We start from the raw sequence: 12,703 nt of genomic DNA, 5'->3' as shown, positions 1-12,703 counted from the left end.
ACGAACGATAAGTTAAGTGAAGAAGGGCGCACGGTGGATGCCTTGGCACTAGGAGCCGATGAAGGACGGGACAAACACCGATATGTCTCGGGGAGCCGTACGTAGGCGTTGATCCGGGAATTTCCGAATGGGGAAACCCCCTGCTCGTAATGGAGCAGGACGCTTATCTGAATTCATAGGATAAGCGAGGCAGACCCGGGGAACTGAAACATCTCAGTACCCGGAGGAAGAGAAAGCAAATGCGATTTCCCAAGTAGCGGCGAGCGAAACGGAAACAGCCCAAACCAGAGAGCTTGCTCTCTGGGGTTGTAGGACACTCCATCGGAGTTACCAAGAAACAGTTTAAGCGAATCGATCTGGAACGATCAGCCAAAGAAGGTAAGAGCCCTGTAACTGAAAGATTGTTTCCTCCGGAGTGGATCCTGAGTACGGCGGAACACGAGGAATTCCGTCGGAATCCGGGAGGACCATCTCCCAAGGCTAAATACTCCCTAGTGACCGATAGTGAACCAGTACCGTGAGGGAAAGGTGAAAAGCACCCCGGGAGGGGAGTGAAAGAGAACCTGAAACCGTGTGCCTACAAGTAGTCGAAGCCCGTTAATGGGTGACGGCGTGCCTTTTGTAGAATGAACCGGCGAGTTACGATCTCCTGCAAGGTTAAGTTGAACAGACGGAGCCGCAGCGAAAGCGAGTCTGAACAGGGCGATTTGAGTAGGGGGTCGTAGACCCGAAACCGTGTGATCTACCCATGTCCAGGGTGAAGGTCAGGTAACACTGACTGGAGGCCCGAACCCACGCGTGTTGAAAAACGCGGGGATGAGGTGTGGGTAGGGGTGAAATGCCAATCGAACACGGAGATAGCTGGTTCTCTCCGAAATAGCTTTAGGGCTAGCCTCAAGAGTTGAGTACTGGAGGTAGAGCACTGATTGGACTAGGGGCCCTCATCGGGTTACCGAATTCAGTCAAACTCCGAATGCCAGCCACTCGATCTTGGGAGTCAGACTATGGGTGATAAGGTTCATAGTCGAAAGGGAAACAGCCCAGACCGCCAGCTAAGGTCCCAAAGTATACGTTAAGTGGAAAAGGATGTGGAGTTGCTTAGACAACCAGGATGTTGGCTTAGAAGCAGCCATCATTTAAAGAGTGCGTAATAGCTCACTGGTCGAGTGACTCTGCGCCGAAAATATACCGGGGCTAAACGTATCACCGAAGCTGCGGATTGTTCTTACGAACAATGGTAGGAGAGCGTTCTAAGTGCAGCGAAGTCAGACCGTGAGGACTGGTGGAGCGCTTAGAAGTGAGAATGCCGGTATGAGTAGCGAAAAAAGAGTGAGAATCTCTTTCACCGAAAGCCTAAGGTTTCCTGAGGAAGGCTCGTCCGCTCAGGGTTAGTCGGGACCTAAGCCGAGGCCGAAAGGCGTAGGCGATGGACAACAGGTGGATATTCCTGTACCACCTCCTTTCCGTTTGAACGACGGGGGGACGCAGAAGGATAAGGAATGCGCACTGCTGGTCATGTGCGTTCAAGCAGTAAGAGAGTCAGATAGGCAAATCCGTCTGGCAATCTCAAGCTGTGATGAGGAGGGAAAATAAGTACCGAAGTTCCTGATTTCACACTGCCAAGAAAAGCCTCTAGTGAGGAAAGAGGTGCCCGTACCGCAAACCGACACAGGTAGGCGAGGAGAGAATCCTAAGGTGATCGGGAGAACTCTCGTTAAGGAACTCGGCAAAATGACCCCGTAACTTCGGGAGAAGGGGTGCTTCTTTTGCGAGAAGCCGCAGTGAATAGGCCCAAGCGACTGTTTAGCAAAAACACAGGTCTCTGCGAAGCCGTAAGGCGAAGTATAGGGGCTGACACCTGCCCGGTGCTGGAAGGTTAAGGGGACGCGTTAGCCCTCGTGGCGAAGCGTTGAACCGAAGCCCCAGTAAACGGCGGCCGTAACTATAACGGTCCTAAGGTAGCGAAATTCCTTGTCGGGTAAGTTCCGACCCGCACGAAAGGTGCAACGACTTGGGCACTGTCTCAACGAGAGACCCGGTGAAATTATACTATGCGTGAAGATGCGCATTACCCGCGACAGGACGGAAAGACCCCGTGGAGCTTTACTGTAGCCTGATATTGAATGTTGGTACAGCTTGTACAGGATAGGTGGGAGCCTTAGAAACCGGAGCGCTAGCTTCGGTGGAGGCGCCGGTGGGATACCACCCTGGCTGTACGGACCTTCTAACCCAGGACCGTGATCCGGTCCGGAGACAGTGTCAGGTGGGCAGTTTGACTGGGGCGGTCGCCTCCCAAAGAGTAACGGAGGCGCCCAAAGGTTCCCTCAGAATGGTTGGAAATCATTCGCAGAGTGTAAAGGCAGAAGGGAGCTTGACTGCGAGACCTACAAGTCGAGCAGGGACGAAAGTCGGGCTTAGTGATCCGGCGGTGCCGTATGGAAGGGCCGTCGCTCAACGGATAAAAGCTACCCCGGGGATAACAGGCTTATCTCCCCCAAGAGTCCACATCGACGGGGAGGTTTGGCACCTCGATGTCGGCTCATCGCATCCTGGGGCTGTAGTCGGTCCCAAGGGTTGGGCTGTTCGCCCATTAAAGCGGTACGCGAGCTGGGTTCAGAACGTCGTGAGACAGTTCGGTCCCTATCCGTCGTGGGCGTTGGAAGTTTGAGAGGAGCTGTCCTTAGTACGAGAGGACCGGGATGGACACACCGCTGGTGTACCAGTTGTTCCGCCAGGAGCATAGCTGGGTAGCTACGTGTGGAAGGGATAAGTGCTGAAAGCATCTAAGCATGAAGCCCCCCTCTAGATGAGACTTCCCATCATTTCAAATGAGTAAGATCCCTCAGAGACGATGAGGTTGATAGGTCCGAGGTGGAAGCGTGGTGACACGTGCAGCTGACGGATACTAATCGATCGAGGACTTAACTTAAAACAAAAAGCGGAGACGACCGTTAAGGTCCGACTGGATAAGTAAGACCGCGACAAGACTGGGTTTCAGCTTTGTAGAGGAATTGCTTATACAGCGAGGACCTGGGAGTCGGAGCTGGATTAAAACAAAAAGCGTCGCGGACTTTTGTCCGCAGAGCTGGATTAAAAAAAACGTGTCAATGTTCATTGAATGTCTTCCCTCTTATCTAGTTTTGAAGGTACACTATGTCTGGTGGCAATAGCGGAGAGGTCACACCTGTTCCCATGCCGAACACAGAAGTTAAGCTCTCCAGCGCCCATGGTAGTTGGGGCTTTGCCCCTGCGAGAGTAGGACGCCGCCAGGCATAAGATACTTTTCTTATAAATAACATAGCAAACGTTATTTACATTGTCGCGGGGTGGAGCAGTCTGGTAGCTCGTCGGGCTCATAACCCGAAGGTCGCAGGTTCAAATCCTGCCCCCGCAACCAAAAAAATTTCTCGCAACGACGAATATACTTCCTTGCTAGAAATTAATGGTAGTACCCGACAGGGTGCAACCAATAATATTTTCTTACAACGTCGATTTACTTCTTCGTTAGAAAATAATAGTGGTACTCGACAGGGTGCAACCAATTTATTTTCACTTGCTCTCATGAATACATATTGGTCCGGTAGTTCAGTTGGTTAGAATGCCTGCCTGTCACGCAGGAGGTCGCGGGTTCGAGTCCCGTCCGGACCGCCACTTACAGAACAAACGATCATAAAAGCCTTAGGAAAAATTCCTAAGGCTTTATTTATATGTCTATGGTTCGTAGAATGGGGTGAGAATGACCCCTGCTTTTCTTTTTTTTGCCTGTTTTGCTATGATGGAGATAATAAAACAAAGATTAGTGAGGACATACAGATGGATGAGTTTTCATTTATTCGTTCCATTGCACCAAAAATACATCGCCAATCCGGGTTGATAAAAGGCATTGGTGATGATACGGCAGTGTTTCGACAACCTTATCAAGATATAGTAACTGCAGTAGATACATTTGTAGAGGGCGTTCACTTCACTAGGGAAACGATGGACCCCTACCATATAGGATACAGAGTCTTAGCTGCCAATTTAAGCGATATCGCTGCAATGGGAGGCACTCCTGCTTTCTACATGATTTCTATCGTCATTCCCAAGGAATGGACGGAGAAAGCTTTGAAGGAGATTTATAAGGGAATGGACGATCTTGCTTCCGAGTATCATATGGACTTGATTGGCGGGGATACTGTATCTGGAAAACAATTATCCGTATCTGTCACGATTATCGGCCATGTGGAACAGAATAAAGTAAGGTATAGAAGCAGCGCCAGGGAGAATGATATTGTTTTTGCGACTGGAACCCTGGGAGATGCCGCGGCTGGATTGTATCTGCTCACCAATCAGGATACAAGTCTATCGCAGGCAAATAGTGATTATTTTATTAAAAGACATCGGATGCCGTCTCCCAGAGTTGCTTTTTCGCAAGCGTTGCAGTCCGCACAAAGAATCGCTTTAAACGATATCAGTGATGGAATCGCCAATGAGGCTGCTGAAATTGCGGAAGCGTCCAATGTTTCCATACATTTATACGACGAGCAGCTTCCTGTCCATCAAGCGTTACAAACGTTTACCAGCGAACAACAACGGAAGTGGAAGCTATTTGGCGGGGAGGACTTTGAATTGATCGGGACAGTGCCTGAACAAGATTGGCCGATCGTTACGACCGCAGCGGAAGTGGCAAAAATCCCTGTCGCAAAAATAGGGGTAGTAACCAAGCCGGCTCGGAAGCCGGGCAGAGTGGTATTACAGGAAGGAAATCAAAAAACAATCCTGGACAAAGCAGGCTATACACATTTGAAATAGGTGAGAATATACATGAAAGAGTTAACGATAACGACCCAGACAGAAGAAGAAACCAGGAAAGTAGGAGAGAAGCTGGCATTGCTATTAAAACCGGACGATGTCTTGACTTTGGAAGGGGACTTGGGAGCAGGAAAAACCACCTTTACGAAGGGACTTGGGGCCGGGCTTGGCGTCCGAAGAACAATCAACAGTCCTACTTTCACAATCGTCAAAGAATACCAAGGCGAGCTCCCATTATTTCATATGGACGTGTATCGCCTGGAAGACAGCGATGAGGATATCGGGTTTGATGAATATTTTCAAGGCGGAGGAATTACCGTGATTGAATGGGCCCATTATATCGCTGATTTTTTACCAGACCAACGTCTTGATATTGAAATTCGGTTAAATGATCAACAAGAACGGGAGATTACTTTTTACCCGAGAGGACATCATTTTGAATCCATTTGTAAGGAGCTAGCTCGATGAATATACTTGCGATAGATACTTCCAACCAAGTGATGGGGATTGCCATCCTCAAGGACGGTTTGCTGGCTGGAGAGTACACGACAAATGCAAAAAAAAATCATTCCGTCCGGTTAATGCCAGCGATTGATCAGCTGATGAAGGAAACGGAGATGACCCCGGACCAGTTGGACCGAATTGTAGTAGCTAAGGGGCCGGGATCCTATACCGGTGTCAGGATTGGATTAACCACAGCAAAAACGATGGCGTGGGCACTGAATATTCCCGTTGCCGGAATATCGAGTTTGAAGGCCCTTGCTCTACAGGCGCAATCGTCAGAGGCGTCGATTTGTCCGTTTTTTGATGCGCGGAGAGGACTCGTATATACCGGGCTGTATAAAAAGGATGAGGACGGGAATCTAACGTTAGTAGAAAACGAAGTGAATATCCTATTTTCTGAGTGGCTGGAAAAGTTGGCCGATCGCCAGGAACAGGAAAAGGTAGTATTTTTAAGTCCTGATATTGAACTGCATCGCCAAGCAATCCAAGACCATATGAAAGACTTGGCGATTATTCCGGATCTTGTCAGTCACTATCCACGGGCTGGATACTTAGCGGAGGCAGGAGCAATGGAGAAAACGGAGCAGGTCCATGCTCTGACACCAGAATACCTGCGGCTTGTAGAGGCAGAAGCTAAATGGCTGGAACAACAGGGGAAGAATTAATATGACAGATACAATCATAAGGCAAATGAGGATAGAGGATATTAATCAGGTTATGCAGGTGGAAGCAGCAAGCTTCGGTACACCTTGGACTCAGGATATTTTTGTGAACGAGCTGATAGAAAACCCGTATGCGGTTTACTTTGTCATCGAAAAAGCTGGGACAGTGATCGGCTATTGCGGTTTGTGGGTGATCATCGATGAAGCACAAATCACCAATATTGCGATTCTCCCGCAATATAGGGGGAAAAAATACGGGCAAGCATTATTTCATTATGTGATCAACCAGGCGATTGCTCTAGGGGCAAAACAATTATCTCTTGAAGTGAGAGTATCCAACATACCGGCCCAGAACATGTATAAAAAGTTCGGGCTGGTTCCCGGCGGAATCAGGAAAAACTATTACACAGACAATTTTGAGGATGCTTTAGTAATGTGGGTGAAACTATGACAAACAAAGATATCTATATACTAGGAATAGAAACAAGCTGTGATGAGACGGCAGCGGCGATTGTGAAAAATGGAACGGAAATTGTCTCGAATGTAGTCGCTTCCCAAATCGAAAGTCACAAACGGTTCGGTGGTGTGGTACCAGAGGTGGCATCAAGGCATCATGTTGAGCAGATTACCATGGTGCTGGAGGAAACATTCCAGAAGGCCAACATGACTCCCGAGGAAATGGATGCTGTCACTGTTACGGAAGGACCCGGATTGGTCGGTGCCCTGCTGGTCGGGGTAAATACGGCTAAAGCCCTTGCTTTTGCAAAAAATAAACCATTAATCGGCGTCCATCATATAGCCGGACATATATATGCCAACCGACTAATAAAGGAATTTACGTTTCCGGTTTTGGCTTTGGTCGTTTCCGGAGGTCACACAGAGTTGATCGTCATGCACGAGCATGGATCATTTGAAGTGATTGGCGAAACGCGGGATGATGCAGCCGGGGAAGCCTATGATAAGGTCGCCAGGACATTGAAATTGCCTTATCCGGGCGGCCCCCAAATCGACCGGCTGGCTGCTGTAGGCGAAGCAAGTATTGATTTTCCCCGGGCATGGCTGGAGGAAGGATCTTATGATTTTAGTTTCAGCGGGTTAAAGTCTTCGGTCATCAATACCCTTCATAACGCAACGCAACGCAATGAACCGTTGAAGGATGAAGATGTAGCAGCCAGCTTCCAGGCAAGTGTTGTCGAAGTACTGGCGGAAAAAACATACCGTGCTGCACAACAATATGATGTAAAACAAGTTATCGTGGCCGGAGGAGTAGCAGCCAACAAAGGGTTGCGTGCCGAGCTGAACCGAAAGTTTGACGGTGCAAGTCAGGAACTGTTGATTCCTCCACTGGAGCTTTGTACAGATAATGCAGCGATGATTGCTGCGGCCGGTACGATTGCTTACCAACAGGGACATCAGGCTGGATGGGATTTGAATGCCAACCCGTCACTTGATTTAGAACGCTATGGAAAAAGAGGATGAATCAAAGCCTATGAAGAAGACAGCTAACCAATTGGTCAAGCTGTCTTTTTTTATGCTTTTTCACAAGAAAACTACTTATCAACAGGAAACTTTTCGTAATGTGGAGAAAAACAAACAATCCCTGGGGGAGTAAGCGTGGATATGTTGACAACTCATGTGGATAAATAAGGTTGTTCATGTGGATAGCGGGGATAAAACGGTGGAAAACTCACTGTGACGGTTTTGAGATGTGTGTAAGTCTGTGTATAAGTTGTTCTTTTGATTGGCATCCTCTTACCGGCTGAGGTATAGTGAAGACAAGTTAGCTAACAATAGCTTTAGCAAGGATAGTCTTTCGAATCAATCTTGTATAGAAAGGGTGCTACATATGAAATTAAAAGGTAAATCGGCAATTGTTACTGGTGGGGTAAGCGGCATAGGAGAACATACTGTCCGCCAAATGGTGAAAGAGGGCGCGAGTGTCCTCATTGCCGATATTAATGAGGAACTCGGAACAAAGCTGGTGAAAGAACTGAATGCAAGTGGCGCTAAAGTGGTTTTCCAACGGGTCGATGTGTCCAAAGAAACCGATATCATAGCGATGGTTGACAAGGCGGTAAGTGAATTCAGCGGTTTGGATATTATCTTTAGCAATGCGGGGATAGGGGCTCAATCTCCTTCTACAGAATTGAGTTATGAAGACTGGCAAAAAGTGATCTCCATCAACCTTGATGGTGTTTTCCTATGCGCTAAACATGCAATTGCAGCTATGAAGAAGTCTGGCGGAGGTAGTGTGGTAAACTGTTCTTCCATTCTTGGAAACGTCGGACAAGCAGCTACAGCTGCCTACACAGCAGCAAAAGGTGGAGTAACGAACCTCACACGAGCGCTGGCTGTTGAATATGCTCAGGAGAACGTCCGGGTCAATGCAGTCTGCCCAGGTTATATCAATACACCGCTTCTCAGTGAAATGGACGAGGAGGCGAAAAATCATCTGATTTCCCTTCACCCGATGGGGAGGTTGGGCGAACCTGAAGAGATTGCCAAAGCAGTCGTTTTTTTAGCTTCAGACGACGCAAGTTTCATTACAGGAGCAAATTTATTGGTCGATGGCGGCTATACTGCCCAATAAAAAATCCGCAAACATCTTATTTACGGCAAACAAAACGGACAAAAAAGGATGGCACCCTTTTAAAGGGGCCATCCTTCGTTATTCTTCATGAAGCTCTTCCCATTCTTCCATCAGCTTTTCCAGACGCTCTTGATGCTGCGCGTTTTCTTCGGTTAACGCCAGCGCTTGTTCGTGGTCCTGGTAAACTTCTGGATCACATAACAATTCATCGATTTCCTCGACTCGTTTTTCAATCGACTCAATCTCTTGTTCAATTTCTTGAATCCGCCGTTCTTTTTTCCGCTTTTCTTTTTTCAACTCTTTCTCTTGTTCGAAAGTAGTTTTGGCAGCAGGAACAGGTTGCTCGGCGGTGTTTTCCTGTTCGTTCAGTTGCTGTAATTCATATTCCTCTTGCTTTTTATCCAGGTAGTAATCATAATCCCCTAAATAGATAGTGCTGGTGGCCGGCTGCATTTCGATGACCTGGGTCGCCAGTCTGTTAATAAAGTAACGGTCGTGGGATACAAACAGAATTGTGCCAGGAAAGTCGATCAATGCCGATTCCAAAACTTCCTTACTGTCCAGATCAAGGTGGTTTGTCGGCTCGTCGAGAATCAGCAGGTTGGCTTTTTCCATCATCAGTTTGGCGAGCGCGAGTCTCGCTTTTTCGCCTCCACTCAAGCTTGTTACATTTTTCAGCACGTCATCCCCGGAAAACAGGAAGTTCCCCAACACGGTGCGAATATCCTTCTCATTGGTCATCGGATACTCATCCCAAAGTTCATTTAGCACCGTCTTATTTGAGTGGAGCCGGGTTTGTTCCTGATCATAATAGCCAATTTGAACATTCGTGCCGAGCCTGATGTTTCCTTCCGCTTGCTTCAAATCCCCTATAATCGTTTTGAGCAGCGTGGTTTTGCCGACACCGTTTGGTCCGACTAAAGCAATGCTGTCTCCACGGGAAATGTCAAAGCTGAGATTGGAAAAAACATAATTGTCACTATCTTCGTAGCGAAAAGCAAGGTCCTGGACCTTTAAGACGTCATTCCCGCTGCGCCGGTTGATGTCGAATGCGAATTTAGCAGATGACTCGTCCCCTTGTGGTTTATCCACCCGTTCCATTTTCTCCAGCTGTTTACGGCGGCTTTGTGCCCGTTTTGTTGTAGAAGCCCGGACGATGTTTTTCTGGACGAATTCTTCCATTTTTTTAATCTCCGCCTGCTGCTTCTCAAATTGTTTTAGCTCCCGTTCATAGTCGGCCGCTTTCTGTTCCAGGTATTTGCTGTAATTGCCATGATATTTTTTGGAATGGTTGCGGGAAATTTCGTAGACAGTCTGTACGGTCTTGTCCAGGAAATACCGGTCGTGGGAAACAATGACGACAGCCCCGCCGTAATTATTCAAATAGCCTTCCAGCCAAGACAAGGTGTCAATGTCCAGATGGTTGGTGGGCTCGTCCAAGATCAGGATATCTGGCTTGGACAGGAGCAGCTTCCCCAGTGCCAGCCTGGTCTTTTGGCCGCCGCTCAATTCGGAAATCGATGTGTCCCAGTCTGATTCATAAAAATGAAGACCGTTCAAGACAGCCTTGATATCTGCTTCATACTGATAGCCGCCTTCCATTTTGAAAGCCTGCTGTTTGTCGTCATACACTGCCAACAGCTTCTGGTAAGCGTCCTGGTCCTCAAGCAAAGCCGGGTCGCCCATCTGCATTTCCATTTTACGAAGTTCCTTTTCCGTTTCGATAAAATGTTGGAACACACCGAGCATTTCCTGCCAGATGGTCTGATCGGACTCTAACCCGGTGTTTTGGGCGAGGTAACCAAGGCTGACTTCCTTTGGTTTGTGGATCTCGCCCTCATCATAAGACAGCTGACCTGCAATGATTTTCAGCAGCGTCGATTTACCGGCACCGTTCCGGCCGACGACAGCGATCCGGTCATTCGTCTGCACCTCTAATTTTATATTGGATAAGATAAGCTCAGCGCCATATCTTTTTGTGATGTCATTGACTTGCATCAAAATCATTTTGTTCACCTCAATGCTTTAAGTGTATCTTAATCCTCTTTACGGTGGCAAGCATCACAGCAATGCTTACAGCGATTCTTTTGCGACGAAGGATAACTCGTTTTTCAGTACCAAGATACGAATGGAAAAGAATGTGAATAAAATCACGACTTATTGCTGAATTTTTGATAAACTAAAGGAGTTACCAAAACAGAGCAATTCTCGTATAAAAGAAAGACCTATTTGAAACCTTTTAACTTTATAAGCAGTTTCAACTTAATAGAAAACCGCCTATTAAAAAAAGATAACGGTTACGAAATGACAGAATGAACAGGAACTTCCTAGCTGGTCATCGATTATCCGACAAAGACATCGATCAACCTGTCCGCCTGATAGCAGGTGACACAGGGGCAGAAGGGCAACTGTAAGGAGGATATATATGAATAACGAACAAAATAAAATTCCGCAGGCTACAGCGAAACGCCTGCCGCTATATTATCGATTCATCAATAATTTACACCACCAGGGAAAGCTGCGCGTTTCTTCCAAAGAACTGAGTGAAGCGGTCAAGGTCGATTCCGCAACCATCCGCCGGGATTTTTCTTATTTCGGTGCATTGGGAAAAAAGGGATATGGCTACAATGTCGAATACCTGCTCAGTTTTTTCCGGAAAACCCTTGATCAGGACGAAGTGACCAAGGTCGCACTCATCGGAGTCGGGAATCTTGGAACAGCTTTTCTTCATTATAATTTTATGAAAAACAACAATACGAAAATCGAAATGGCCTTCGATGCCGACCCGAACAAACTAGGATCCGATATTGGCGGTGTCCCTGTGTATCATGTAGATGATTTGGAAGATCATTTAAAAAATACGGCTGTCGCCATACTGACGGTACCTTCCACAGAAGCACAGGGAATTACCGAGCGACTGGTCGATGCCGGTGTCTCCGGTATCCTTAACTTCACACCCGCACGGATCTCCGTTCCCGATCATATTCGGGTGCATCACATCGATTTATCCGTCGAGCTTCAGTCGCTGGTTTACTTTCTCAAGCATTACCCTCTGGAAGAAGAAGCGGGAGACTAACCCTGCATACCCTCTCATGGAAAAGGGTATAGGTTTACGATTTACCGTAAACGCATTGGGGGTGGACGTATCAAGAAAATAGATTCTAAATGGCTGGTTGTCGTTTCTGTTTTATTTGGCACTTTCACCGTGATTTTAAACAACAGCATGTTGAATCCGACCTTGCCGCACTTCATTGAGCTGTTCGACTCCAACGCAGTGTCGGTGGGCTGGATTTTGACAATTTTCATGGTATCGATGGGGATGACGATGCCGCTGACCGGCTACCTGGGCGATCGGTTCGGGAAGAAAAAGATTTACCTGATTGGTTTATCGATTTTTCTGGTCGGCTCGCTGTCCGGTGCATTGTCCCATACATTGGGAATGATGATTGCCTCGCGGGCGGTACAGGGCATGGCAGGCGGACTGATGATGCCGATCGCCATGGCCTTGATTTTCCAGGCCTTTCCCCGAGAGGAACGCGGGCTCGCCGTCGGTATCTATGGAGTTGCAGCGATGGTGGCCCCGGCAATCGGGCCGACCATCGGCGGCGTGATCATCGAATTTTTGCCGTGGAACTTTTTGTTCTTATTCAATATCCCGTTCGGTCTGATTGGATTGGCCATCTCCAGCAAATACTTGGTTCCGACGAAACCTGACCCGGAGCTGAAATTCGACTTGACTGGTTTTCTGCTGGTGACATCCGGTGTCGGGGCGATTTTGTTTGCCCTTGGCCGGGGTTCGACCTGGGAGCTGTTGATGCAGCCATTCAGTTTGCTGCTGATTAGTGGCGGTGTGGCGGCAGTTATTCTGTTCATTATTTACGAACAAAGACAAGACCAGCCACTACTGGAACTGAGTGTTTTCAAAGTCCCGACCTATGCTGTTTCCATCGTAGTGACGGCCACCGCATCGATCGGACTGTTTTCGGGTATTTTTTTATTGCCGCTATTGATCCAGAATGTGTACGGCTTGAGCGAAATCCAGACCGGCTTGTTGTTTCTGCCGGCGGCTTTATGCAGCGGTTTGTTCATGACCCTCGGCGGGAAACTGCTGGATAAAAAAGGGCCACGCTATGTGGTTCCGCCAGGGCTGCTGCTG

General features: G+C 47.8%; 9 protein-coding genes, 2 tRNA genes and 2 rRNA genes. 12 read left to right on the top strand and 1 reads right to left on the bottom strand.

The window, feature by feature from the left end; all coding sequences use genetic code 11:
* The first annotated feature begins 10 nt into the window (after positions 1–10).
* From BN1067_RS02735 to BN1067_RS02690, 10 genes are all read left to right on the top strand, one after another.
* Positions 11–2,929, top strand: a 23S ribosomal RNA gene (locus tag BN1067_RS02735).
* A 227-nt stretch (positions 2,930–3,156) separates the two neighbouring features.
* Positions 3,157–3,272, top strand: a 5S ribosomal RNA gene (gene rrf / locus BN1067_RS02730).
* A 48-nt stretch (positions 3,273–3,320) separates the two neighbouring features.
* Positions 3,321–3,397, top strand: a tRNA-Met gene (locus BN1067_RS02725).
* A gap of 177 nt (positions 3,398–3,574) precedes the next feature.
* Positions 3,575–3,651 (top strand) — tRNA-Asp (locus BN1067_RS02720).
* Positions 3,652–3,813: 162 nt separating this feature from the next.
* A complete protein-coding gene (gene thiL / locus BN1067_RS02715; protein WP_053217649.1) occupies positions 3,814–4,791 on the top strand; it encodes a thiamine-phosphate kinase in 978 nt (325 codons plus the stop codon).
* A gap of 12 nt (positions 4,792–4,803) precedes the next feature.
* Positions 4,804–5,259: a tRNA (adenosine(37)-N6)-threonylcarbamoyltransferase complex ATPase subunit type 1 TsaE gene (gene tsaE, locus BN1067_RS02710; RefSeq protein ID WP_053217399.1), complete on the top strand. Its 456-nt coding sequence runs from the start codon at positions 4,804–4,806 to the stop codon at positions 5,257–5,259.
* Positions 5,256–5,960 carry a tRNA (adenosine(37)-N6)-threonylcarbamoyltransferase complex dimerization subunit type 1 TsaB gene (gene tsaB / locus BN1067_RS02705; RefSeq protein WP_053217398.1) on the top strand — a complete coding sequence of 235 codons (705 nt, stop codon included), beginning with the start codon at positions 5,256–5,258 and terminating at the stop codon, positions 5,958–5,960. The genes tsaE and tsaB overlap by 4 nt, the downstream gene beginning before the upstream one ends.
* A gap of 1 nt (position 5,961) precedes the next feature.
* The gene (rimI, locus tag BN1067_RS02700) at positions 5,962–6,408 is read left to right on the top strand and encodes a ribosomal protein S18-alanine N-acetyltransferase (RefSeq protein WP_053217397.1); all 447 of its coding nucleotides are present in this window, start codon (positions 5,962–5,964) and stop codon (positions 6,406–6,408) included.
* Positions 6,405–7,436: a tRNA (adenosine(37)-N6)-threonylcarbamoyltransferase complex transferase subunit TsaD gene (gene tsaD, locus BN1067_RS02695; protein ID WP_053217648.1), complete on the top strand. Its 1,032-nt coding sequence runs from the start codon at positions 6,405–6,407 to the stop codon at positions 7,434–7,436. Before rimI ends, tsaD begins: the two co-directional genes overlap by 4 nt.
* A 367-nt stretch (positions 7,437–7,803) precedes the next feature.
* On the top strand, positions 7,804–8,547 hold the full coding sequence (locus BN1067_RS02690) for an SDR family NAD(P)-dependent oxidoreductase (RefSeq protein ID WP_053217396.1): 744 nt from the start codon (positions 7,804–7,806) through the stop codon (positions 8,545–8,547).
* A gap of 78 nt (positions 8,548–8,625) precedes the next feature.
* Here BN1067_RS02690 and BN1067_RS02685 read toward each other — a convergent pair whose 3' ends face one another.
* The gene (locus BN1067_RS02685) at positions 8,626–10,554 is read right to left on the bottom strand and encodes an ABC-F family ATP-binding cassette domain-containing protein (protein WP_053217395.1); all 1,929 of its coding nucleotides are present in this window, start codon (positions 10,552–10,554) and stop codon (positions 8,626–8,628) included.
* 418 nt (positions 10,555–10,972) lie between these two features.
* Here BN1067_RS02685 and BN1067_RS02680 point away from each other — a divergent pair, with 418 nt between their 5' ends.
* Together BN1067_RS02680 and BN1067_RS02675 are read left to right on the top strand one after the other, a co-directional pair.
* Entirely contained in the window at positions 10,973–11,623 is a 651-nt protein-coding gene (locus tag BN1067_RS02680; protein WP_053217394.1) for a redox-sensing transcriptional repressor Rex, read from the top strand.
* A gap of 39 nt (positions 11,624–11,662) precedes the next feature.
* A partial coding sequence (locus BN1067_RS02675) for a DHA2 family efflux MFS transporter permease subunit (protein WP_324777806.1) occupies positions 11,663–12,703 on the top strand: 1,041 nt, incomplete at its 3' end.

Origin of the sequence: Virgibacillus senegalensis (genome assembly GCF_000821245.2) — a bacterium.
Lineage (GTDB): Bacteria > Bacillota > Bacilli > Bacillales > Amphibacillaceae > Sediminibacillus > Sediminibacillus senegalensis.
The sequence above is the reverse complement of the archived record's forward strand: the minus strand, read 5'-3'. Positions and strand labels throughout refer to the sequence as shown.